Source organism: Methanoculleus nereidis (assembly GCF_032944295.1).
Taxonomy (GTDB): Archaea; Halobacteriota; Methanomicrobia; order Methanomicrobiales; family Methanoculleaceae; genus Methanoculleus; species Methanoculleus nereidis.
The window spans coordinates 754,285-777,264 of record NZ_JABFFQ010000001.1; the positions used below are offsets into that span (position 1 = coordinate 754,285).

Consider the following 22,980-nt stretch of genomic DNA (forward strand, 5'->3'; position numbering starts at 1 on the left):
GATGGATGAAACAAGAAGACTGATCCGCGTCCGCACCCGGCACAACAAGCCTGCCTTCAAGAGGCGGGGACTTCACCGCAAAGCGAAGCTGGCAGATGTCTGGCGGCGTCCGCGTGGTCTGCACAACAAGCAGAGACGGCAGTTCAGTGCAAAGGGAGCCCTTCCCCGGCCGGGATACGGGAGCCCCGCCGCAGTTCGCGGCATGCACCCGAGCGGCTATGCGGAGGTACGGGTGTTCACACCGGCAGAACTTGCAGGACTGAACCCGGAGACCCAGGCTGTCCGGATCGGCGGATCCGTGGGCAACAAGAAGCGTGAAGTGATTCAGACCCGGGCCCTGGAACTGGGACTCAAGGTGCTGAACGCAAAGGACTTCACCCGTGCGGCCGAAATGCCCGCCGAAATCGAAGAAGAGGTGAACGAGGATGAGTGATCTCGCCAGCCAGAAGCGAATGGCGGCCGCCATTCTCAAGTGCGGGGTCAACCGCGTCTGGTTCGATCCCGAGCGCCAGACCGATATCGAAGCAGCGATCTCCAGAAACGACCTGCGCGACCTCATCGGGGAAGGCGCGATCAAGGCGCATCCCGTGAAGGGGAATAGCCGCGGCAGGGCCCGCATCCGGATGGCAAAGCGTTCCTACGGCCACCGTAAAGGACCGGGGCGGAGGAAGGGTGCCGCCGGAGCACGCGGTTCCAGCAAGCGGTCATGGATCCGGAAGATCCGGGCGCAGAGGCGGACTCTGCGCGAGATGCGTGATGAAGGTACAATCGATCGGAGTCTCTATCGCCTGATGTACCGGCGGGCTTCCGGAGGGCAGTTCCGGAGTGTGTCGCACCTTGCGGCTCATGTTGAGACGATGGCAGGGAGGATGAAATAATGGCAACCGGCCCAAGATACTTCGTGCCCTTCCGGAGAAGGCACGAAGGCAAGACTGACTACTACAAGCGGATGTCGCTCCTGTCATCGGGAAGCCCGAGGATGGTCGTCAGGAGGACAAACCGGCAGATCATCGTGCAGCTGGTCGTTCCCGAGATTGAGGGAGACCGCACCCTGGTGGCTGCATACTCGGCGGAACTTGCCGATTACGGCTACGAGGGATCGACCGCGAACACCCCGGCCGCCTACCTGACCGGGATGCTGTTTGCGGTCAAGGCGCTGAACGCGGGATACGATCAGGCCATCCTGGATATCGGGCTCGCCCGGGCAAAACCCGGTGCGCGTGTCTTTGCCGCCCTCAAGGGGGCAGTGGACGGGGGTCTCGACGTCCCCTATGGCGAGTCAATCCTCCCCGACGAGGAGCGGCTCAAGGGTGCCCACATCGCCGGGTATGCTCCCGAGCGGGCGGGCAACCTGGTAGCGAATGTAGAGGCTGTGGCTCTGGCCATCAAGAAGGAGCTGGTGTGACATGGCATACGTACAGGAAGAATGGATTCCGCTCACCGGTCTCGGGCGCATGGTCGCCGCAGGCGAGATCACCAGTATCGATGAGGTGCTCGCGAGCGGCAGGCCGATCAAGGAGCCGCAGATCGTCGATCTCCTCCTGCCCGACCTGGAGGACGAAGTGCTGGACATCAATATGGTCCAGCGGATGACAGATTCGGGACGCCGTGTGAAGTTCCGGACCGTCGTGGTGGTCGGCAACCGGAACGGCTACGTCGGGTTCGGCCAGGGGAAGGACGTTCAGGTCGGTAACGCGATCCAGAAGGCAATCGTAAACGCAAAACTGAATCTGATCAAGGTTTCCCGGGGATGCGGGAGCTGGGAGTGCGGTTGCGATACCGGCCACTCGATCCCCATTGAAGTGACCGGGAAGTCGGGCAGCGTCCGCGTGACGCTGAAGCCCGCCCCGCAGGGTATCGGCCTCGTGACCGGAGAGACCCCGAAGAAGGTCCTGACGCTTGCAGGCATCAAGGATGTCTGGGCGTTCAACCGTGGACAGACCCGGACAACCATCAACTACGCGAAGGCGACGTTTGAGGCGCTCAAGCAGACGAACATCGTCAGGATTGGAGGGACGGAGTGATGTACGCGGTAGTACAGGTGCGCGGCGTGGTCAAGACCAACCGCGAGATCAAGGACACCTTGAAGATGCTCCGCCTGCATCACGTCAACCACTGCGTTCTGGTGCCCGATACGCCGGCGTATCTTGGCATGATCCGCAAGGTGAAGGACTTCGTGGCCTACGGCGAGGTGGACCGGGAGACCCTGGCCACCCTCCTGCGCACCCGGGGCAGACTGACCGGCGACGAGAAACTGACCGACGACTACGTCCGTGCGCATACCCCGTATGCCGACATCGACGAATTCGCGGCAGCGCTCTGCAACGGCGAGATGAGTTTCCGCGATCTGGTGGAGATCAAACCGGTGCTGAGACTGCACCCACCTCGAAAGGGCTATAAAACCATCAAGCGAACCTTTCAGCAGGGTGGAGCTCTCGGCTACTATGGCCCCCAGATCAACGATCTCCTCTACAAGATGAGGTGAGATTGATGCCCGTAAACAAGAGATCCAAATACAGGGGTTCACGGACCTGCGGCGGCGGCACGCACAAAAACCGGCGTGGCGCCGGCAACAGGGGTGGACGAGGTAGAGCCGGGCAGCGCGATCACCGCTTCTCCCATTTCTACCTGAAGGGCGAGATAGCCAACGGCAAGCACGGTTTTATCAGCAAGACATCCGTGTCGGTATCCGCTCTTGACGTGGGGGAGATCGACCAGATGGCCGAAGCACTGCTTCGTGAAGGGCTTGCGAGCCAGGAAGGAGACCTTATTACCCTCGATGCCGCCGAGATCGGCATCGAGAAGGTACTTGGTGGCGGAAGAGTCACCCATAAACTGAGTATCTCCGCCCGCGGATTTTCAGAACGGGCCCGGACAAAGATTGAGGAGATGGGCGGTCAGGCAACGACCGTCTGATCTTCTTTTTAGGTGAAACCATGGGAGATCTGCTGGATAGATTTGAACCCATCCTTGCAGCGATGCCTGCAGTCAGAGGTCCGGAGGGCCACGTCCACTTCAAGAATAAACTCATGTGGACGCTTGCGATCCTGCTCCTCTACTTTGCACTGACCAACATCAATATCTTCGGGCTCTCTGCTGAGTCACAGGATATTTTCGGAATGTACCGGGCCCTGCTTGCCGGTGCGAGCGGTTCGCTCCTGCATCTCGGTATCGGGCCGATCGTCACCGCGTCGATCGTGCTGCAGCTGCTCAAGGGTGCCGGAATCCTGCAGATCGATACCAGCGATGCACGCGGCCAGGTCATGTATATGGGCCTGCAGAAACTGCTCATCTTCGTGATGATCATCGTCGAAGCGTTCCCCATGGTCGCGAGCGGGATGATGATGCCCGATGCGTCGGTGGCGATGCAGTTCTTCGGCGGCAATATGCTCACGGTCTCGCTCCTGATCTTCCTCCAGGTCTGCATCGGCGGACTTCTGGTGGTGTTGATGGACGAGGTCGTCACGAAGTGGGGCGTCGGCTCAGGCGTGGGGCTCTTCATCGTTGCGGGGGTCTCGCAGGGTCTCGTGAACGGCTTCCTGAACTGGCAGACGGGCACCGATCCCTTCCCGATCGGGTTCTTCCCGCGGCTGTTTGCCATAGGAACCTCGGGTGCGAACTTCCTCGAGTATTTCGGCACGGACCTCTTGGCCCTCATCACGACGATTGCCATCTTCATGGTCATCGTCTACGTGGAGTCGACCCGTATCGAGATCCCGCTCGCGCATACCGCTGTCCGCGGGGCTCGCGCGCGGTTCCCGGTGAAGCTCATCTATGCAAGCGTTCTGCCGATGATCCTGGTCCGTGTCCTGCAGGCAAACATCCAGATGATCGGGATGTTCCTCTCGAACGCCGGGATAACGATCCTGGGCACGTTCCAGGGGCAGATGCCGGTAAACGGGCTGATGTGGTACATCGCTCCCATCAACCAGCCGCAGGACTGGATGTGGTGGCTCTCCGACCTCGGGCACGCCCCCTGGGAGATCATGCTGCGTATGGGCATCGATATCACCGTCATGGTGGTCGGGGGCGCGATCTTCGCGCTCTTCTGGGTCAAGACCGCCGGCCTCGACTCGAAGGATGTGGCCCGGCAGATCCAGAGGAGCGGGATGCATATCCCCGGCTACCGGCGGAACGAGCAGGTGCTTGTGAAGTATCTCGACCGCTACATCCCGCGGATCACCGTCATCGGCGGTGTCTTCATCGGCCTCCTCTCGGTCGTCGCGAACCTCTTCGGTGTGATAGGCGCGGTCGGAGGAACCGGGCTGCTGCTTGCGGTGAGTATCACCTACCGTCTCTATGAAGAGGTCGCAAGCCAGCAGATCATGGAGATGTACCCGTTCATGCGGTCGTTCTTTGGGAAGGAGTAAGTCCGGAGGCCCGACCCCGGGTCGGGCCGGAGGAGTTACTCCTGGAGAAAAAGGTGCGTCAGCACCTTTTTCGACCAGGGGTGGGTCCGGAACTCATTCCCTTTTCCCAAATTCCGCACGACATCCATTTTCCACGCGGGACCGCCCGGGCCCGAAGTGATTCCGAAAGGACTTACTCTTCAGGCGCGGATTTATTTTATACTGAACTATATTCTAAATGGAGTGATAAAGTTGGGCAAGAAAGTCGTCGTGACGGGGGTTCCCGGTGTCGGAAAGACCACCGTCATCAATGGTGCGATGGAGAGACTGGCGGCCGAGGGCGTTTCCTACGAGCCCGTCAACTTCGGCACGTTCATGTTTGACGTGGCGAAAAAAGAGAACCTGGTCTCCAATCGCGACGAAATGCGCAAGCTCGGAAAAGATGTCCAGAAACGTCTTCAGCAGGCGGCTGCCTCGGGGATCGCCGCTATGAGCGGCGATGCGAACATCATCGTTGATACCCACAGCAGTGTCAAGACCCCGACGGGATTCCTTGCGGGGCTGCCCGAATGGGTGCTCCGGGAACTGATGCCCGATATCGTCGTGCTGGTGGAGACCGATCCCGACCAGATCCTGATGCGCCGGCTCGGTGACGAGTCGAGAACCCGCGATATGGAAGGGTCACGTGCGATCGCCGAGCACCAGGAGTTCAACCGCGCGGTTGCCGCGGCATATGCGATGTACACCGGCTGCACCATCAAGATCGTCCGGAACGAAAACTTCCTGCTCGAACAGGGCATTGACGACCTGGTGAGTGTGCTGAGGTAACCTGGTATGGTGGACCTGAAGAAGCACGGCCCGACGATCGCCCTCCTCTTCACCATGCTGGTGATGCTCTCGTACAGCGTCGAGTGGATACGGGTGACGGTCGGTTCGGCGATGAATGTAGTGCTGGGCCCGTTCATCGATACTCTCGGCGTGCCGTTTTTCGTCATGATCATGATCCTCTCCGGCATGACGGGGCTGTACTCGTCGCTTGTCCAGAAGTACACCATCGATTATGAGAAGATGCAGGAGACGCAGGCGAAGATGAAGGTCTTCCAGAAAGAGTTCCGGGAGGCCCAGTTATCCGGGGATGAAAAGCGGATCAAGAAACTCCAGGGGAAGCAGGAGCGGATGATGCAGGACCAGCTCGACATATCCCGGCAGCAGTTCACCCCGATGGCGATCATCCTTGTGCTGTCCGTGCCGATCTTCTTCTGGCTCCTCCTCCGGCTCCCGCCGGTCGGGACGGAGATCGCAATCACAAACGGTATCGTGCTGCCCTTCCTCGGGGCCGTCAGCCTCTCGGGCTTTGCGTTCTGGGTTGTCCCTGCGTGGATTCTCTGGTACATGCTCTGTTCGCTGACCATCAGCCAGGTGATAAGGAAGGCCCTCAACATCGGAGGGCTCTGATGCGGATCACCATCAGCGGCCCGCCGGGGAGCGGCACCACGTCGCTCGCCCGCTACCTCGCCGGGAAGCACGGGCTCGACCTCATCTCCGCGGGAGAGGTCTTTCGCCAGCTTGCCCGGGAGCACGACATGGACCTCGCCGACTTCGGGAAGTTCGCAGAGAACGATTCCTCGGTCGACCAGATGATCGACGCCCGGCAGAAAGAGATCGGCGAGGGCGCCGAGAACATCATCGTCGAGGGCAGGCTCTCAGGCCGGATGATCGGGAACGCCGATCTCCGGATCTGGCTCTCCGCATCGCTCGCCTGCCGCGCGAAGCGGATCGCAGGCCGTGACGGGATGGACGAAGAGGGGGCCCGTGTCTTCACGGAGAACCGGCAGCGCTCGGAGGCCACCCGCTACCGGAACTACTACGGTATCGAGATCGACGACCTTTCGGCATATGATGTCATCCTCTCGTCCGAGACCTTCGGCGTGGACGCTCTCGGCGCGATTGTGGATACCGCGATCGTGTGCCTCGCGCGGCAGCAGGCCGACGACCTCTAGAGCCTCCCTGCCCTCTTTGCCTTTATCTTTTTGATGCGGCGGAGCCGTGTCCATTCCTGCCGCTCCATCTCGTCGCGCTGATTCTCGATGAACCGGCGTGCCTCCTCGAGCTCCGGGATGATCTTGAGCTCCAGCGCGTTCACCCTTCGGCGGGTCCGTTCGATATCGTCGAGCAGTCGCTTGACCCCTTCTTCGAGTTCGGCGCTTGTGATGATCGCTTCAAGGAGATCCTCATAGGCGTCGGCAGCGTCGTCTATGACCGACGATGTCCCGAGGATACCGTAACCCCGCTGATCGAGCGTCTTCTTCACCATCACCGGTTCGAAGTCCGGGAGCTGCACACCAAAGACGTTCTTGTACCCGGCCGTATAAGTGGGGTACGTCTCCACCGAGAGCGCTGCAAGGAGCACCCCCGTAGCCCCCTCCATCATGGCGGCGACCGCTACCATCTCTCGTGCCCTGTTGTGTTTTTCTTCAAGTTCCCGGCGCTCGCGGGCGGTCCGATCAGTTTGTTTGACCAGCTCCAGCATCATGCCGTCCAGTTTCATCGATAAAAGTTTATGTATCCTCTCCGCGAGCGCCATTCGCCGCCTGACGAGCAGGAGGCCGGACCGGGTGGGTTTGATGTCGTCGACCGGCATGAGGCTCCTCTTACAGCACGATATACTGCCATATCCGCTCGGGCGGCAGATTGAATGCTTTTCCTCGCACGATTGCCCGCAGGTTCGCAACCTCGTACCTCTTCCGTTCGAGGTACGCAAGCACCGGGAGGACCGAGAACGGGTGACGCCGGGAGAGTCCCTCCAGCTGGTGGAGCCTGACGCGGGTGACCGCCACCTCGATCTCATGAACGGGTCGCCGGCGGTGGTGCCACCGCTGCCAGATCAGTTCCGCGGCGTCGAAGCTTGAGAAGTTCGGGTCCTGCCGGAGTTCGCGTACCGCCTGGGCGAGAACCGGGGCGATATCGGTCGCCAAAAAGGCAGTGACGAACTCTTCCTCCGTCTCGATGCCGTAGAGCTTCCGGAAGAGCCCGGTGGGGATGCGGCCGCCCGGGATCATGGTCCGGTCGATGACCGCGATGTCGCATGCTTCTGCTGCGCAGTGGAGCCGGAGGAGGTTCCTCATATTGGTGATATCGATCTCGAACCGGAGGTAGCCGATCAACTCCTGGCATCCGCTGCACCCGGATGAGCCGAGTTCGAGCAGCCCGGCGTAGTATTGCCGATAGAGCTCGTTCTCAATCCGGGCGAAGACTCCCTGCTCCCCGCATATCCGGTAGTATTCCGCCAGGACCGGGTAGAGCCGCCAGCCCTGGAGGCCCTCGAGGATCTCGTCGCATGTCGTGGCCCCGAGGAGGCGGTCGAGGAGAGCGCTGTCGATCTCGCCCGCCGGGATGAGGAGGTCGCGGATCTGCTGCCGGGGTATGCCATGGACCGTGCCCCGCAGAGCTGCCATGACATTTGCAATATCCCACCGGTTGAGGTACTCTCCGGTCAGGGTCCGCAGGTCCCCGGGAGCAATCGTCATGGCGTGCCGGAACGACTGCGCCAGGTTGCGGTGCACCGCCTCTTCGATGAGCTGGGCGCCGGAGAAGTCGTGCGCGAGGTCTGCGAGTTCCTGCCCGTACTCCTGCCGGCCGAGGTGAGCGACGACTTCCGGTATGCTCATCCGCATGATCCGCAGGTACTCTTCACGGGGGAGGAGTGTCGTCCTGCGGACCCGGAACCGGGTGCAGGCATAGATGCATGAGGGGGATATTGGGCCACACAGTGGCATGGAACTCCATTATCGTTCCTTCCTATAAATGCACATCCGGTTGATCGGAGATGGGGGACGAACCGGGCGCAATTCACGGACCGGGCCCAGGAACAAAGGCCGGATCGCACGGGTCGATGGTCATGACGATGTCCGGGCGTCAAAAATGCCGGAGCCCGGGGTGCTCAGGCGGATGCCTGCCTCTTCCGGGGACAGGGTGGAGGGTGCGTTTCCAGGATGTCTATACTACCGGCATGACGATCATCGTCAACAGTTCGCTCTCCGGGTACTCGGGCCCGTTGTAGTAGTGCTCGTAAGCAGTGCCGACAGGCTTAAGCCCGTTTTCCTCTATCCAGGTTGCCATCTCACCGTATGTCGACGCCATATCTCTGTATGCGCCGCGGTATATGCAAAAGACAACTTTGCTTGCCGGGATAGAGCCCGATTGGATATCTTCCTTTGCCGGCAGTGCTGCCGGTACGGGAAACCCTATCTCTACATCAAGATTTTGCATATCCATGTTATGATATGCAACATATGGGACATCTGAGAGATATTCGCTCAGTTCCTTCAGATAAGCCGCCATCTTGCAGTAACTCTCACCGATCAGCACGGGCAAATCTTCGACTTTTGTTCTGGTGCGGATCGATAGGGTGGGTTGCTCTCTTTTTCGGAAAACATCGATTTTCGAAACTCTTGGCATCTTACTCCCCCGGTTCGATGTGCAATATCGCTCTGCTCCTTGATAGGGCCTCTCTCTTCCTGTAAGTGGGCTGAGCTTCGTCTTACCATCTGATGATTCCTTTTCTCTCTTCAAATATTTTCTGCTGGCGGACCTGCCCCTCGTTGCGTTGCACCTCCTGCGCACGAACGGCATTCTGTTCATTGCTCTACCTCGGACCACCTCATGTATGCCGGTTGAACAGGGAGCAGCCCCGTCGACCGCTTTATGATCCGGCCCCTGCCACCGTGTCCCCGGGTCCCCGTCCGACAGGTAAGATTCATGTCCCGCGCCGCCAACCCATCGTCGATTGCCATGTCCTACTCGGTCGTGACAGGGGATCTCTTTGCCGGCCACGACGCGCCCGGTCACCCCGAGTCGCAGGCACGCCTCGATGCCGCCCTTGCCGGGGTCCCCACTGAGGCCCGCCGCATCGCTCCGGCAAAAGCGACGGTAAAAGACCTGGCGCGGGTGCACACCAACCGTCACATCGAGGCCGTCCGTTCGTTCTGCAGGGAGTGCCCGCCCGGCCGGGCCTGCTACCTCGACCCCGATACCTACGTCACCCGGCAGTCGTTCGATACGGCCCTGTATGCGGCGGGGGCCGCATGGCAGGCGGTGGAGCGGGCGCTCGACGGCGAGCACTGTTTCGCCCTGGTGCGCCCGCCAGGGCACCATGCCACACCGGACCGGGCCATGGGGTTCTGTCTCTTCAACAACGTTGCCGTCGCGACAGTCCGCGCGCTCAATGAGATCAGCCGGGTGGCGATTGTGGACTGGGATCTGCACCACGGAAACGGGACACAGGCTGCGTTCTACACTTCGGACAGGGTGCTTTACTGCTCGGTCCACCAGGCGGGGATCTTCCCCGGGACCGGGTGGCCGGAGGAGCAGGGCGCCGGCCCGGGCGCCGGGTATACCGTCAACGCCCCACTTGCGGCCGGCTCGGCCGGCGCCGACTACGCTCTGGTCTTTCGGGAGGTCTTCATCCCGGCGATCCAGCAGTTCAGGCCGGACGTAATGGTGGTCTCGGCGGGGCAGGATACGCTCTTTGACGACCCGCTCGGTTCAATGCTCCTTCGCCCGGGTGATTTCGGGGTTCTTACCGGGATGCTTGTGGACGCGAGCAGCCAGGCTCTCGCCCTTGTCCTCGAGGGGGGCTACGGGCGTTCTCATGCGGAGGTTGTCCGGACGATCTGCGCGGCCCTTGACGGGGCGCGCTTCGTGCCCGAGGCCGGAAGGCCAAAGGAGAGCACCCGGTTGCTCGTCGAGGCGTATGCCGGTGAGGGGCAGCCCGTTCCCCTGTGACAGGCAGGTTCATTATCTCCCTGGCTGACCGGGGGTAGGTGAACCATATGCCCGATAACGCCTTGATCCTCGCAGTTGTCCTCCTTGTCGCGTTCGCCACCGCTCCGGCCGCCTCCGCCGTCACGGTATACCCGGGGAGCGAGGTGACACTTGCAGGGACGAGCACCGGGAGTGATACCGTCTACCTCTTCGTGACCGGGCCGAACCTCCCCGCCAACGGCGGGCGGCTTGAAGACCCGCAGACACCCGTCCGGACCGGAGACCTGCAGAGTTTCACGACGGCGACGGTCGGTGCCGACGGCAGCTGGACCTACCGCTGGGAGGCCGGTGAGGCCGAACTTGATCCCGGGACCTACACCGTCTACGCCGTGGAGGCGCCTGTGGACCGGTCGGACCTCTCCGGTCACGGCTACACGACTATTCCCGTCACCTTTGGGACACCCCCGGGAACCCCTGCGACGCCGACCGCTGCTGTGCCTACCACGACACCCACGATGCCGGCGACCGTGGCCTCACCCACACCCACGGCAGCGGCGCCTGCAGCTGTCCCTGTGGCGGCCGGTGCGGTGCTTGCTGCGATGCTCCTGCTCTCGCGGCAGTGAGTTCCCCCCGGGCCCCGGAAAATATATATGCCTTAATGCACTATTATGTACAACAATGTGCGGTAAACTACAGGTGGCTTCTGCCCCGCCTATCCCTTCCGGGAACTTCCCGGGAAGCCTCTTCTGGCCTCGACCCCAGCCCCGCTGGCGTTCGCACTGATTCTCATCGACTCCATCGAATTGTTTGTCGAACCCCATACTGTGAAACCGATACCATGAAATCGAGAGATATTGCAATCGTCGGCATACTCCTTGCCATAGGGGCCATCATCAGGTACATGTCCCTCCTGATCCCCGGCCCCATCGTATCGAACCTCGTGATCGCCTTCTATAGCCTCGCCATCATCCTCATCGTGCCCACGTTCCGTGAGGCACTCGGGATCGGTGTCGTGGCCGGTGTTGTCTGTGCCCTCCTCAGCCACTCGATCTTTCCGCCCGCGAATCTCATCAGCGAACCCATCGGGGCGGTCGTCTGTCTTGGGACCTACCTGGTGCTGAGAGACCGGTTCGTGCTCGCCCCGGCGGTGACGACCCTTGTTGCCACCTTCGCGAGCGGGTTTTCGTTCATCCTCATCTCCATCCTTGCCGTGGCTCCGACGGTTCTTGACAAGTTCGGAACCCTCGAGGCGTTCCTCGTGGTCACCGTGCCGATCGTCCTGATCACGGCGGGGGTCAACGCCGCCGTCGCTCAGGCGCTCGAGATGCCCGCGTCGCGGGCGCTGATGCGTGGAGCCCAAGAGAAGGCCCCGGCACGGGAGGCGAGGCCGGCAGATGAGTCCTGAGGGAGGCCGGGAGAGCGTCCTCTCTATCGAGCGCGTCTCCTACACTTACCCGGGATCCGGGACGCCGGCACTCGACGGGATCGACCTTGCCGTCGGGAAGGGGGAGATCGTCTTCGTCACCGGTCCTACCGGGGCCGGGAAGACGACCCTCTGCCTTGCGGCATCCGGCATCCTCCACCACGAGTACGGCGGCATGCTTGAGGGTGCGATCACCATCCTCGGCAAGGACGTCCGTGACTACCGGAGCATGGCCGAGATCGGGAGACACGTCGGTGTGGTCTTTGACGACGCCGATGCCCAGCTCATCTTCACGACCGTCGAGGAGGAGGTGGCTTCCGGGCTTGAGAATCTCGGCCTCTCCCGGGAGGAGATGCAGCGGAGGCTCCGCGAGGTGATGGAGGCGACCGGGATCGCCGATCTTGCGGATCGGGCCCCGCACACCCTCTCCGGAGGGCAGAAGCAGCGGGTTGCCATCGCCGCAACCCTTGCCCTTGGGACAGAGGTCCTCGTTCTGGACGAACCAACCGCCGAACTGGATGCGGAGGCGACCGGTGCGGTATCCGCGATCCTCCGCCGGCTTTCTTGCGAGGGTACGGGCGTGCTCATCATTGAGCAGAAACTCGGCGAGCTCGCTGCCATTGCAGATAGGATGGTCGTCGTCGAGAACGGAGCGATCGTTTCGGAGGGGTCCCCGGCGCAGATGCTGCACGATGGCATCCTGCAGCGCCCGGAGGGCGGCAGTGCTCGCCGCTTTGCACCGGCGGGCATCACGCAGAGCGAGGCGGCTCCTGTGGTATCAGTCCGGGGGCTCGTCCACCGCTACGACGGTGTTATGGCCGTCGGGGGTCTCGACCTCGATGTCGCTCCCGGCGAGATCGTGGCCGTGGTCGGGGAGAACGGGTCCGGGAAGACGACGCTTGTCAAACATTTTAACGGGCTGCTTCGCCCCACCGAAGGTACCGTCATCGTCGATGGGCTCGACGCCGGAAGCGTTCCGATAGCCCAACTCGCGCGTCACGTGGGTCTTGTCTTCCAGAATCCGGACACCATGCTCTTTGCGGAGACCGTGGAGGACGAAGTGGCGTTCGGCCTCAAAAACATCGATTCCGGCGACCCCGGGGAACCGGTCGACGCGGCCCTTCGCGAGGTCGGCCTCCTTCACCGGAAGGCAGCCTACCCCCGCTCGCTCTCGCGAGGCGAGCGGCAACGCCTGGCCATCGCCTGCGTCATCGCCATGAAACCGAAGGTGATCGTGCTCGACGAGCCCACGACCGGGCTCGATGCCCGGGAGTCGGGAAGGGTCATGGAGATCCTCGCCCGCCTGCGGCAGGATGGTCGCACGATCATCATGGTGACGCATGATATGCTTCTCGGAGAGGAGTATGCGGATCGCATCGTCAGGATGGAGCAGGGAAGGATCGTCCGTGACGGAAAAACCTGTAAGGAGGAACCATGTCCGAGATTATGCAATACGTCACCCGGGAGAGCGCTTTTCACCGCCTCCACCCGCTCACCAAACTGATCTTTGCCGTTGTCGTCGTGGCCCTTGCGGTGCTGACGAGCGATACCGTGATGCTTGCGGCCCTTGCAGGGGCGGTCGTAGCCGTGGCGATAGCGAGCGGGCTCGCCCGGGACCTCCTTAGGCAGGTTCCGCTGCTGATCTCGCTTGCGGTGAGCCTGCTTGCCCTCACCATCATCACCATCAGGAGCGGGGAGATCATCTGTTACCTGGTTCCGCCGTCGGTCCCGGTCATCGGCGGGGCGTTCCCCGTCACGGTGGGGGCGATTGACCTCGCGCTCGCGATGTCGCTTCGGTTCGCGGCGATGCTCTTTGCGTTCCAGCTCCTGGTCATATCCACCCAGCCGCGCGACCTCGTCCATGTCATGGACCGCCTCAGGATGCCTGTAGACTACACGCTCATGTTCCTGATCGCGCTCCGGTTCATCCCGAGCCTGCAGCTTGAAGGGAAGCGGATCCACGAGGCGCAGCTTGCCCGTGCCTACAACCCCGGAAAAGGCCTTGCCGGGAAGATACGAGGTCTCTTTCCCATCATCATCCCGCTGGTCTCAAACTCCCTCGGAAAGGCCACGGTTCTCGGGCTGACGATCGATCTTCGGGGGTACCGTTCCGGCAGGCGGACGCCGATGCGCGACCTCTCTCCGTCCAGGACCGATGTCGCCGGGATCTGCTGCATGGGCCTTCTCGTCGCAGGGTATTTTGCCGTGCTGCTCGTATAACCTGATATGCGCAACGGCACCCCTCCGAAGGTGTTCGAGTTCTACCTGGGCGGAAGTGTCGGGCCGTCCCTCTACGTCAGGCTCGTAGACGGTCGGCTCCTCTACGAATGGGCGAGTGCCGGCGGCTACTCCGGGGTGGTGATGGAGGCGTCGCCCGGAGCGGAGGAGTGGGCGCGGTTCCGAAAGAGCGTCAACCGGCTTGGTGTCCGGGAGTGGGAGCCGGAGCACGTCTCCGCCCATTCCTGCTGCGACGTCACCTACTGGCACCTGCGGCTGGAGATGGACGGGTGGAGCACCGTTGTCCGGGGTGCAAACGCCTATCCGGGCTCATCCGGCCCGGAGGTCTCGAAGCAGTTCCGCGAGTTCCTCACGGCGGTGAAGCGGCTGATCGGCCGAACCCCCTGAGCGTTCAGGAGAAAAGGCCTCTCAGGTGTTCGAGACTTCGTTCGTAGTCCTGAAACGAGTTCGGTTCGACGACTATCGTGACGCCCGGTGGGAGAGCCGCAAACACGCGGTGAAAATCGATATTCCCGTCGCCGCATGCCAGGTGGTCGTCCCGATTGCCGCAGTTATCGTGCAGGTGGACGTGAATTGCTCCTCCCTGTTCCAGGAATTGTTCCAGGTTGCCGTTTGCGTGGGCATGCCCCACGTCGAGGGTGAACCCGAGGCCGTGGTCCGCAAGGCGGTCGAGGAACCCTGGCTCCCGGAAGAAACAGATATCCCACGCCCCCATGTTCTCGACGGCGAACCTGACGTTCATGTCCTTCTGGATTGCGGCGAGGTCGCCAAGCGATCGGTCAAGGGCTCGTTGTGCGGCGCTCCACATCTCTTCTCCCCAGGTGTGCCCCGGGTGAATGACCAGCCGCTCGGCGTCGATCCGGTCGCAGACTTCTGCGAGGTCTCTGATGACCCTGACGGCCGCTCTTCGCAGGTGCTCGTTATCGGATGCGATGTTGATATCGGCGACCGGCGCATGGACCGTGTAGCGCAGTTCAAATGAGAAACAGGCCTCTTCGAACCTGGAGAGGGTGTGGGGGCCGTCGGAGAGGATCTCCGCAAGGCCCGTACGGTCGGCGATGAGGTCGAGCGCCTCCCCAAGTGGCCGGTCCATCAGGCAGCAGGTGGAGCATCCGATATCCTTCACGCGATCTTCCCCTTAGCTCTAGCCCCTCTTCCAGAGCAGGATGGCAGCGGATAACGCACAGATGAGCGATAGCACGCCGATACCCGGCGATTGGACTGTCTCTGCCGCCTTCGGGGTGCCTGTTCCGAAGAGGTCCGGGTGAAGGTCCCCTGCCACCTCTTCCAGGGCGTCCACGATCCGCGGGCTTCCACGGCTGACGACATCGGCGTCGACGACGTAGACATGATTGTTCCTGACCGCGCTGAGCCCCTGCAGCCGGGGTTCGCTTATGACGTAGTTATAAACGGCATCGTACCCGTCCCTGTTCATGCCACTGCCTGAACTGACCAGAATGTAATCGGGATCCGAGGTGATGAACTCTTCAAGGCTGACGATGCTCCATTCCTCGACAGAGCCGAACGCGTTGGTTCCGCCGGCCATCGTGATCACCTCGTCCTGGAACGTGCCCCGGCCACTGACCCAGAGCGGATCGTACCAGACAATATGGGCGACGGACGGCCGCTCGGTCTGGTTCTCGACCATTCCGATCACCGCCTGGATGCGCTGCTGGAGTTCCTCAACGCACGCCGATGCCTGCGCTTCCTGCCCGGTCACTTTTCCGGCAAGTTCGATGTCCCGCAGGACACCATCGACCGTCTGCGGGTTGAGGATAACAACGGTCATCCCGAGCGTTCGCAGGCGGCTGGCAACGTCCTCGGTGTTGCGCGAGGCGAAAACCAGGTCCGGTTCCGCCGCGAGCACCCTTTCGACGTTGCCGGTGATGAACCCGCCGACCTTTGGTTTATCGGCAGCCGCCAGCGGATAGTCGCAACAGTCGGTGACACCGACGATTCGGTCCTCAAGGCCGAGGGCATACAGGATCTCGGTGTTGGAGGGCGCGAGCGAGACAATTCTCTGCGGTGTTCCCTGGATGACGACGGTCCCTCCGAGATCGTCGGTCACTGTCACGCATCGTTCGTTCTCACCCGCCGTTACGGGTGACGCGCCTGCTGTACCGGCAAGCAGAGCGGATATGATGATCGCTGAAACAGAGAGTATCAGGCACGTGGTTCGCATTATCATAGGTACACTTGCGTTACGGTAATAACAGTTTACAAATTAACATCACGTTACGGCACCGCGCCGGTTGCCGCGCGGCGCCTTCCTGCATCGTCTCCCCGGATAGATCCCACGCATATTGCCGGGATTGCCGCTCTGGACGAGATTACCGGGGTTATCTTTGATCGGAATATCCCTGCGGGAGACCGGCAAGGAGCTCCTCTCCTCCCTCGATCCGGAGCGCCCCGCGCGACTCCAGTTCAGTCAGCACTGCATCGGCTTCGCCCCCGGTATAGTCCTCCATCCGGGAGTTGCTGTTCCCTGAGTAGAGGAGTATGGGCTTTTTCGGGTAGTCGAGCAGCACCTGGAGGTTGTCGAGGTTCCCCCTGCCGATCGGCATTGCCGTAACGATGATAGCGTCTGCGCTATCCAGGCATTTCCGGAGGTCTGAGAGTGATCCGGGAGTGATGCCGTGAAACGGGGGCTCTGCAATACAGGAGAGGCCGAGGCGCATGGCTGTACCGTAATCCGTATCCAGGACATTTAAGACGCCACAGGTGACCGTAAAGCTTGCAGCATAGAGCAGGTGGAGGATATCGGATCCCGTCCCCCCGCCACAGACGACGTGTACCCGCCGGTTTGTCCCCACCCTCGATTGGTGTGCATATACGGGCAGGATATACGGCTTCCCTGTCAGCGGGTGCGGCCTGACGAGAGCCTCCATCTGAAAGATCTCACGGATATTCTCGTAGGTCAGAACTTCCTCGGGCGTCCCTGTGGCGTAGACTCTCCGGTCTTTGAGGAGCAGGAGCCGGTCACAGTAGTATGCAGCCAGGTTCAGGTCATGAAATACGCTCACCACCGTGATTTTCCCCGCGAGCTCCTTGATGATGTTGAGGATATCGACCTGGTGGCTGACGTCGAGGTTTGAGGTTGCTTCATCCAGCAGCAGGATCTTCGGTTCCTGCGCGAGCGCCCGTGCTATGAGCACCCTCTGGCGTTCTCCGCCGCTGATGCTGTGTATCGACATCCCGGCGAGGTGGGCGACGTTTGCGAGATGCATGGCGCGGTCGCAGATCTCCACGTCCCGGAGCGTCTCAGAGGCAAGCCTCCCGATGTAGGGATGCCTCCCCATCATAACGACGTCGCGCACTGCATAATCAAAGCCTATCGAGATGTCCTGCGGGACGACCGCAACCTGACGTGCAAGTTCCCGGTACCCGAGCGTATCCAGATCGCGGTTATCGAGCCGGATCTCTCCGCTGTCCCTGGCGACAACCCGGCTCATCGCTTTGAGCAAGGTCGTCTTCCCTGACCCGTTCGGCCCGATGATCCCGAGGATCTCGCCCGTGTCGGCATGGAACGTGATCGCTTCGAGGATCTTTTTAGCGCCGTAGGAGACGTCGATATCAATGATTTCAATTGGTTTCATGTTTTCATCCGGCTCCGGAGCAGGTATATGAAGAACGGTGCGCCGAAACAGGCAGTGATAATCCCGACCGGCATATCGTTCGTGAAGGTTCTTGTGAGCGTATCCGACCAGATGAGGAGGATCGCGCCTGCGAGAGCAGCTGCAGGGAAGAGAAAGCGGTGGTCGGGTCCGACGATCAGGCGCATCACGTGCGGGGTGATCAGACCGACGAACCCGATCGATCCGGCTACCGCAACGGCTATTCCCGCCACGAACGCGCTCAGGGCGAGGAGGATCTGCTTCAACCGCTCGACGTTCACCCCGAGATGGGTTGCATCCTCTTCGCTCAGGGAGAGGATGTTGACGTCGCGTGCGAAGAGGTAGATGCCCACGCACCCGAGCAGAATGGGGAGGGCAACGAAGACGTCGTTCCATGATACGTTCCAGAAACCTCCCATCAGCCAGAACATGATCTGGTGCAGGCTTCGTCCTGCGGTATACATGAGAAAGGAGAGGAGTGCTGAAAGAAGCGTTGAGAGGGCGACACCGGAGAGCAGGAGCGTTTCGACCGGGATCTTACTCCCGCTGCGGGCGATGAAATAGACGATGAACGTTGCGGCCATCGCCCCGATGAACGCGAGCACGGGCCGCCCTGTGCCGGCAAAGAGGACGATCGCGATCGTGGCCCCGAGCGCTCCGCCTGATGAGGTACCGATGATGTATGGGTCGGCCATGGGGTTCCTGAACAGTCCCTGCATGGCCGTACCCGCTACGGCAAGCGCGCACCCGACCAGCGCTGCGGCGATCACCCTCGGCAGCCTGATGTCCCAGACGATCTTCCACGTATTCTCCGACGAGAAGAGAGATTCGAGAGAGATACCGGTCGGTCCGAGAGCGACCGCACAGGCCATGCTGATGAGAAGTAAACAGGTGAGTGTCAGAATGGTGATCGGTGCCGTTCTCCGCATAGGTGTGTCATAAAATTAAGTTTACTTTGTTAAAATCTATTTGGATTAATCGCGGACGTGTGCGGTCTTTTCTGGAGATCCAGCATGCCCCTGCAGGGCACCGTCGACGCCCGGGTGGCGTGGAGCAAACCTCATACCCCTGGATAACCAAGAGATCTGGCATATGGGCAATCTGAACGTTGCCGTGCTGGGACCCCCTGGTTATGCGAAGGACCTCGGGAAGAAGGGCACGGAATCTGATATAACCTTCTATAACCTGAAGAAGGGCGACGATACCGTCACCATCATCGAACCGACACGGTACCCCGAGCGGCTGGCTCCGCTCTTTTACGCCGCATCGATGGCGGATGCGGTTCTCATCGTGGTGAGCGAGATCACCCCGACGTTCGGGGAGTGGGTGCTGATGCTCAACGAGGTCGGGGTGGAGCAGGGTTACATCGTCCTCGAAAATTACGTAACCCCCGGTGAGGTTGCGCCGCTCCTGCGTGGGACGGTGCTCGAGCACTATGAATTCGTTGACGCCGACCCGATCGCGCTTCGCGACCGCCTGCTTCGCGAGGCGTCCGCCCGTGCATCCACGCCGCCCGCCACCGGTGCCGTGGGGACCATCCCCATCGATCACCACTTCAACGTCCGCGGCATCGGGACGGTCATCCTCGGAGGTGTGGTGCGGGGCGGCATCAGGAAGCACGATTCCCTGAAGGTCTATCCCGGGGAAAAGACGATCACGGTGCGGTCCATCCAGAAGCACGACGACGACTTCGACTGGGCCGCAGAGGGCGACCGCGTGGGGCTCGCGCTCAAGAACATCGAGTCCGACGACCTCGATCGGGGCTTTGTCCTCTCGGACGACCCCGCGCTTCAGGCCCGGTCAACCCTTGAGGCACGGGCGACCCTGGTCAGGTACTGGCCGGCGCCGCTCACGGCGGGGACGGTGCTCCACCTCGGCCACTGGATGCAGTTCATCCCGGCGCGGGTGGAGGCGGTGCGGGATGACGGAGACTGGCGGCAGCCGACGCTCACGCTTGCGCTGGAAAAGGACCTCGTCTACCTCCCCGGTGATACGGCGGTGCTCCACTATCTCGAGGGCGGAAAACTCCGGATTGCCGGGCATATCGAGCTGGTGTGAGTGGGGGATGCTACGTCTAATAACAAACTCTGCCTCTGTAGATATCAGTGATGTGAGTCGAGATCTATGTGCGACCGAAGAGAACTGCTTCAACCAACCCCGGTACTGCTCAGTTGACATGGAGAGGTGGTGCGATCTCCCGACAAGGCTTTTCTACAGAGTCTAAACTCTTCTTTTTGTGAAGGATGACCGATCGGGACGCGCCCGTCCTGCCGGGGCGCATGGACTCGAACATCATGTCATAGGAGCGACGCTTTGATAATGCGGCTGCCGATACCCTTCGCCTGGTCTTTGTAAAAAGAAGATTAATGGTTCTTGCGCTCCATCTACAAGTGAGGAGAACGATGAGTGCTACAGGAGAACAGTACGTCGTCGATGAGCACGGGAACCGGGTCGCAATTATTCTCCCTCTCAGCGAGTACGAGCAGATGCAGGAAGATCTCCATGACCTTGCCGTGGTTGCGGAGCGGCGTGAAGAACCGACTGTAGAGTTCAATGAGTTCCGGAAGCAGTACGAGCAGTAGTAATGGCGGGATACACGATCCGCGTTAAGGCGAGTGTTGATGCGGATATTGCGCCATTGCCACGCGATGTTGTTTTGCGCATTTTTCAGCGCATACAGGCTCTATCTGAAACCCTTCACCGTCTGGTGTACGTAAATTAAGCGGAGCAGAGCATCTCTACCGGATCCGGGTAGGAGATTACCGGATTATATATGCCGTGCATCATGAGGAGCGGGAGGTTGTAATTCTCTATGTACGTCACCGTCGTAGTGCATATCGTGGGCTCTGACGACACCTGTTTTGTGAATCCAATCCTGCCTGTTATATGAGCCCCCTGAAAGTTCTCAAGTAAGAGCTTTGTTGAAACCCTCTCAGGAGAGTTATCGATTGCATCCCGGACACGGATTCCAGGGGGACTGCGCATCTAGGGTGCTCGAACGACCGCCGTGCCGCCAGTCGCCAGTCCAAGACCTTCGGTCTTCTCCTGCGATGTCCCGTGAGGACATCGCCTATCGCCATGACTGCCCCCGCCCCTTAGGGGCGTGGAACGACTGCCGGAACGTGCGACGGTTCGCAGAACTGGAGTTTGAGCGCCGTTAGGTGTGAAGGCAGGAGTTTGAGCAGCGGAGGTGCGTTTGAGGAGGCCGGGTGGGGTGCGACGGACGGGACGTCCGGAGCTCGAGAAGACCGGAGGTCTTCGAGTGGGGGTTGTAGGCGTCAGCTTGTGTGATGGAGACAGGGGAGGGGTGATGCCCCCCTCGAAAAACTTCGTTCTTCTCGTGCTCCGTTCCTGCGGAACATCGCACCTCGCACCTATCGGTGCTCAAGCTCGCTTCGCTCGCACTCCCCACCTGACGGTGGTCGAGCTCTGGGCGTTCCGCCCATCGCACTCGCACCTCCGGTGCTCAAGCTCTGCTCCTTCGGAACGTCGCACTCCCCGTCAGCCCCACCCCCAATGGCGATAAACGATGCGTGCCCGAAGGGCAGGCGGAGTTCGAGCACCAAAGGTGCGAGTCTCCCACGCTCCACTGCACCGTGATATTTTCCCATTTTAAGGCAGCACCTTCGGTGCTCGCATTCCTGAGGCTGGTGTCTCTCTCCTGCCGGCCCTTCCTGGGCTCGTCATGTCCGGGGTGGCATTCTGGTTGTACGTGGGGACCTGCGTGACTCACGCCTGAAGGCTGTACCTCCCGGGGCAGCCACGGCGGGGATTGCACGACGTAAAAAAAGTGGGGTTTTAGACGAGTCTGAAGAGCGGGTGAGTGTCCACCTGGGGCTCGACACCGAAGTCGCGTGCCGCTTCCAGCACGACGATGTCGGTGTAGGCCTGTGCGGTGATCATCGCTTCCACGTTCTCGATCGGGCCGTACATGATCAGGTCGGCACCGAGCGTGCTTGCAATCATGTTGCAGCCGATATCGGGTGCAGACCAGGCCGCCTGGCGCATGCCGTCCAGCCCACCGAGATAGTGGTGCAGGAGCTGCTCGACGAGTCCTTCTTTGCCCTCGAGGCCGGCCAGCTGCTGCGAGGGGGTCTTCTTCGTTCCCTTCCAGCGCTTCAGCCAGGTCCAGGAGACGGTCATGTTGTGGTAAGCACCACCGGTCGGCAGACCATGGATCGCCTTGCAGGCGAGAATCTCACGGTACGAACCGCCGGAACCGAGACCGAGCGGGGTTGCCGCGGTATCGAGGATCGGGCGGGTGATGCCGCACTTCTCCGCGATCTCGAGCATACCCATCTCCTGTCCGGCGACACCGCCCTCGACCAGAACCTTCTCGCGGCCGGAGACCGACGGGTCGGCAGGGTTGAAGGCGAGGACGATGGCTGCGTTCACATCGCTCTTAGCGAGCGCCTCGATGTTCTCCGGTCCGATCGAACCGTTGATCGAGTTGTAGATCGCACGGTCCGCAACGCCGGCCTGGGTGACGTAATCACACGCATGGGCGAGCGCTGCCGGGACGGACGAGTCCATCAGGAACGCGGTCTTGTCATCGATGCTGCAGAACCAGTCGATGTAACTCTCGAAGGCCTCGCCGAACTCCCCGATGATCTGGATGAAGTGCGGAATGCCGGTGAGATCCGAGAGTTCCTGGCAGCGGTTCCAGAGCGCCTCTGCCTTTGGTTTGTCAATCTTTCCGGTGTGGTCATCCAGAACTACTTCGTGCTTGTTGTAGAAGATGGATGCACCGAGCACGGTCGGGTACTCTCCAGGCTGCCCGCCGATCATGGTACCGTTGAAGTCGTGTACCGTCTGCTCTTTTTCGAATTTGAACATATTCGTCAATCCTCCTTACAGGTACCCAATTAATTTGGGCAGTAATACCAACAACATCATGAATACAATCAAACCTGCGACCAGTCCGTATAGGATGCCGATATCGCGCCCGACTTTTCTTCCGACACGCTGGGCTATCTCTGCATCGACGAACTCTATCCTCTCCTCGATAGCGTTGAGCCGCTCCTCGATCTCAAGGTATTGCGGGTTTGCGCCTGCAGCGGCAACTTCCACGCCGGCGCCGCCTGCTTCCTTTACCTCGACGATCATGGGTTCCGCGCCGAAGGCACCGGGGTCTTTGGCCTTGAGTTCATCGATCTTGGCCTTGATGGTCCCCATGTCTTCGCTTTCCATGATGTTGACTATCTCGACCTGTTCCTGGAAGCGCGTGATCGCTTCATCGGAGAGGTTCTCGATGAACGGGATGGCACCCTGGGCTCCGACGATCTTGCCGCCGGAAACACCGCCTGCGTGCAGGGCAATGAAGCTCTGCCCGGACAGGTGTCCCTTGACCTCCGTACCGCAGCAGAGGATGAACCTGATGTTGGGGTTGGAGATGACGTTTGCGATGACTTTCTCAAGGCCGAGGTTCTCGGTCTTACAGGATCCGGCGATTGCCGCTCCGGCATCGCAGATGCCCTGTTCGTCGAGGTGGGATCCCATGGTGATGACGGCGACGCAGCTCTGCGCATCTCCCGTGTGGAAGTCGCCCTGTGCAATCGGCCATCCACTGGCCGGTGATTTCTTTTCAGCCATG

At 61.0% G+C, this 22,980-nt stretch carries 27 protein-coding genes and 1 pseudogene; 19 read left to right on the forward strand and 9 right to left on the reverse strand.

Annotated elements, in window-relative coordinates:
* The first annotated feature begins 1 nt into the window (after position 1).
* From HL657_RS03975 to cmk, 10 genes are all read left to right on the forward strand, one after another.
* Entirely contained in the window at positions 2-433 is a 432-nt protein-coding gene (locus HL657_RS03975; RefSeq protein ID WP_317295517.1) for a 50S ribosomal protein L32e, read from the forward strand.
* A complete protein-coding gene (locus HL657_RS03980; protein ID WP_317295518.1) occupies positions 426-878 on the forward strand; it encodes a 50S ribosomal protein L19e in 453 nt (150 codons plus the stop codon). The genes HL657_RS03975 and HL657_RS03980 overlap by 8 nt, the downstream gene beginning before the upstream one ends.
* Positions 878-1,405, forward strand: coding sequence for a 50S ribosomal protein L18 (locus HL657_RS03985; protein WP_317295519.1), 528 nt, complete (start codon positions 878-880; stop codon positions 1,403-1,405). Before HL657_RS03980 ends, HL657_RS03985 begins: the two co-directional genes overlap by 1 nt.
* 1 nt (position 1,406) lies before the next feature.
* Positions 1,407-2,024: a 30S ribosomal protein S5 gene (locus tag HL657_RS03990; RefSeq protein WP_317295520.1), complete on the forward strand. Its 618-nt coding sequence runs from the start codon at positions 1,407-1,409 to the stop codon at positions 2,022-2,024.
* Complete coding sequence (locus HL657_RS03995; protein ID WP_317295521.1) at positions 2,024-2,485, forward strand: 50S ribosomal protein L30; 462 nt, start codon at positions 2,024-2,026, stop codon at positions 2,483-2,485. The genes HL657_RS03990 and HL657_RS03995 overlap by 1 nt, the downstream gene beginning before the upstream one ends.
* Before the next feature lie 5 nt (positions 2,486-2,490).
* Entirely contained in the window at positions 2,491-2,916 is a 426-nt protein-coding gene (locus HL657_RS04000; RefSeq protein ID WP_317295522.1) for an uL15m family ribosomal protein, read from the forward strand.
* Between the two features lie 20 nt (positions 2,917-2,936).
* On the forward strand, positions 2,937-4,370 hold the full coding sequence (gene secY, locus HL657_RS04005) for a preprotein translocase subunit SecY (protein WP_317295523.1): 1,434 nt from the start codon (positions 2,937-2,939) through the stop codon (positions 4,368-4,370).
* A 231-nt stretch (positions 4,371-4,601) separates the two neighbouring features.
* The gene (locus tag HL657_RS04010) at positions 4,602-5,177 is read left to right on the forward strand and encodes an adenylate kinase (protein ID WP_317295524.1); all 576 of its coding nucleotides are present in this window, start codon (positions 4,602-4,604) and stop codon (positions 5,175-5,177) included.
* A 6-nt stretch (positions 5,178-5,183) separates the two neighbouring features.
* Complete coding sequence (locus HL657_RS04015; protein ID WP_317295525.1) at positions 5,184-5,804, forward strand: DUF106 domain-containing protein; 621 nt, start codon at positions 5,184-5,186, stop codon at positions 5,802-5,804.
* On the forward strand, positions 5,804-6,349 hold the full coding sequence (gene cmk, locus HL657_RS04020) for a (d)CMP kinase (protein WP_317295526.1): 546 nt from the start codon (positions 5,804-5,806) through the stop codon (positions 6,347-6,349). Before HL657_RS04015 ends, cmk begins: the two co-directional genes overlap by 1 nt.
* Here the strand turns inward: cmk and HL657_RS04025 are convergent.
* The 3 genes from HL657_RS04025 to HL657_RS04035 form a co-directional block, all read right to left on the reverse strand.
* Entirely contained in the window at positions 6,346-6,990 is a 645-nt protein-coding gene (locus HL657_RS04025) for a V-type ATP synthase subunit D (protein ID WP_317295527.1), read from the reverse strand. The genes cmk and HL657_RS04025 overlap by 4 nt on opposite strands.
* 10 nt (positions 6,991-7,000) lie before the next feature.
* Positions 7,001-8,125, reverse strand: coding sequence for a V-type ATP synthase subunit C (locus HL657_RS04030; protein WP_317295528.1), 1,125 nt, complete (start codon positions 8,123-8,125; stop codon positions 7,001-7,003).
* 220 nt (positions 8,126-8,345) lie between these two features.
* The gene (locus HL657_RS04035; RefSeq protein ID WP_317295529.1) at positions 8,346-8,990 is read right to left on the reverse strand and encodes a GyrI-like domain-containing protein; all 645 of its coding nucleotides are present in this window, start codon (positions 8,988-8,990) and stop codon (positions 8,346-8,348) included.
* Between the two features lie 117 nt (positions 8,991-9,107).
* Between HL657_RS04035 and HL657_RS04040 the strand changes: the two genes are divergently transcribed.
* The 6 genes from HL657_RS04040 to HL657_RS04065 all read left to right on the forward strand — a co-directional run bounded on the left by HL657_RS04040 (position 9,108) and on the right by HL657_RS04065 (position 14,160).
* A complete protein-coding gene (locus tag HL657_RS04040; protein ID WP_317295530.1) occupies positions 9,108-10,133 on the forward strand; it encodes a histone deacetylase family protein in 1,026 nt (341 codons plus the stop codon).
* 47 nt (positions 10,134-10,180) lie between these two features.
* Positions 10,181-10,735, forward strand: a complete 555-nt coding sequence (locus tag HL657_RS04045; protein WP_317295531.1) for a hypothetical protein — start codon at positions 10,181-10,183, stop codon at positions 10,733-10,735.
* A gap of 215 nt (positions 10,736-10,950) precedes the next feature.
* On the forward strand, positions 10,951-11,517 hold the full coding sequence (locus HL657_RS04050) for a hypothetical protein (protein WP_317295532.1): 567 nt from the start codon (positions 10,951-10,953) through the stop codon (positions 11,515-11,517).
* Positions 11,507-13,039, forward strand: a complete 1,533-nt coding sequence (locus HL657_RS04055) for an ABC transporter ATP-binding protein (protein ID WP_317295533.1) — start codon at positions 11,507-11,509, stop codon at positions 13,037-13,039. Before HL657_RS04050 ends, HL657_RS04055 begins: the two co-directional genes overlap by 11 nt.
* A complete protein-coding gene (locus HL657_RS04060; RefSeq protein WP_317295534.1) occupies positions 12,970-13,755 on the forward strand; it encodes an energy-coupling factor transporter transmembrane component T family protein in 786 nt (261 codons plus the stop codon). The genes HL657_RS04055 and HL657_RS04060 overlap by 70 nt, the downstream gene beginning before the upstream one ends.
* Before the next feature lie 6 nt (positions 13,756-13,761).
* A complete protein-coding gene (locus tag HL657_RS04065; protein ID WP_317295535.1) occupies positions 13,762-14,160 on the forward strand; it encodes a hypothetical protein in 399 nt (132 codons plus the stop codon).
* A 4-nt stretch (positions 14,161-14,164) separates the two neighbouring features.
* Here the strand turns inward: HL657_RS04065 and HL657_RS04070 are convergent, their stop codons facing one another.
* From HL657_RS04070 to HL657_RS04085, 4 genes are all read right to left on the reverse strand, one after another.
* Complete coding sequence (locus HL657_RS04070) at positions 14,165-14,899, reverse strand: sugar phosphate isomerase/epimerase family protein (RefSeq protein WP_317295536.1); 735 nt, start codon at positions 14,897-14,899, stop codon at positions 14,165-14,167.
* 18 nt (positions 14,900-14,917) lie between these two features.
* Positions 14,918-15,955 carry an ABC transporter substrate-binding protein gene (locus HL657_RS04075; RefSeq protein WP_317295537.1) on the reverse strand — a complete coding sequence of 346 codons (1,038 nt, stop codon included), beginning with the start codon at positions 15,953-15,955 and terminating at the stop codon, positions 14,918-14,920.
* Between the two features lie 157 nt (positions 15,956-16,112).
* Complete coding sequence (locus tag HL657_RS04080; RefSeq protein WP_317295538.1) at positions 16,113-17,369, reverse strand: ABC transporter ATP-binding protein; 1,257 nt, start codon at positions 17,367-17,369, stop codon at positions 16,113-16,115.
* Positions 17,366-18,316: a FecCD family ABC transporter permease gene (locus HL657_RS04085; protein ID WP_317295539.1), complete on the reverse strand. Its 951-nt coding sequence runs from the start codon at positions 18,314-18,316 to the stop codon at positions 17,366-17,368. Before HL657_RS04085 ends, HL657_RS04080 begins: the two co-directional genes overlap by 4 nt.
* 163 nt (positions 18,317-18,479) lie before the next feature.
* On the opposite strand from HL657_RS04085, the gene HL657_RS04090 reads away from it, so the two are divergent.
* From HL657_RS04090 to HL657_RS13430, 3 genes and pseudogenes are all read left to right on the forward strand, one after another.
* Positions 18,480-19,445 carry an EF-Tu/IF-2/RF-3 family GTPase gene (locus tag HL657_RS04090; RefSeq protein ID WP_317295540.1) on the forward strand — a complete coding sequence of 322 codons (966 nt, stop codon included), beginning with the start codon at positions 18,480-18,482 and terminating at the stop codon, positions 19,443-19,445.
* A gap of 344 nt (positions 19,446-19,789) precedes the next feature.
* A complete protein-coding gene (locus tag HL657_RS04095) occupies positions 19,790-19,969 on the forward strand; it encodes a type II toxin-antitoxin system Phd/YefM family antitoxin (protein ID WP_317295541.1) in 180 nt (59 codons plus the stop codon).
* 151 nt (positions 19,970-20,120) lie between these two features.
* Positions 20,121-20,237 (forward strand): annotated as a pseudogene (locus tag HL657_RS13430) (type II toxin-antitoxin system RelE family toxin); the annotation flags it as partial.
* Positions 20,238-21,185: 948 nt separating this feature from the next.
* Here HL657_RS13430 and mtrH read toward each other — a convergent pair.
* Positions 21,186-22,223, reverse strand: a complete 1,038-nt coding sequence (mtrH, locus tag HL657_RS04100; protein WP_317295542.1) for a tetrahydromethanopterin S-methyltransferase subunit H — start codon at positions 22,221-22,223, stop codon at positions 21,186-21,188.
* A 15-nt stretch (positions 22,224-22,238) separates the two neighbouring features.
* Entirely contained in the window at positions 22,239-22,979 is a 741-nt protein-coding gene (gene mtrA / locus HL657_RS04105; protein ID WP_317295543.1) for a tetrahydromethanopterin S-methyltransferase subunit A, read from the reverse strand.
* Between the last annotated feature and the right edge of the window lies 1 nt (position 22,980).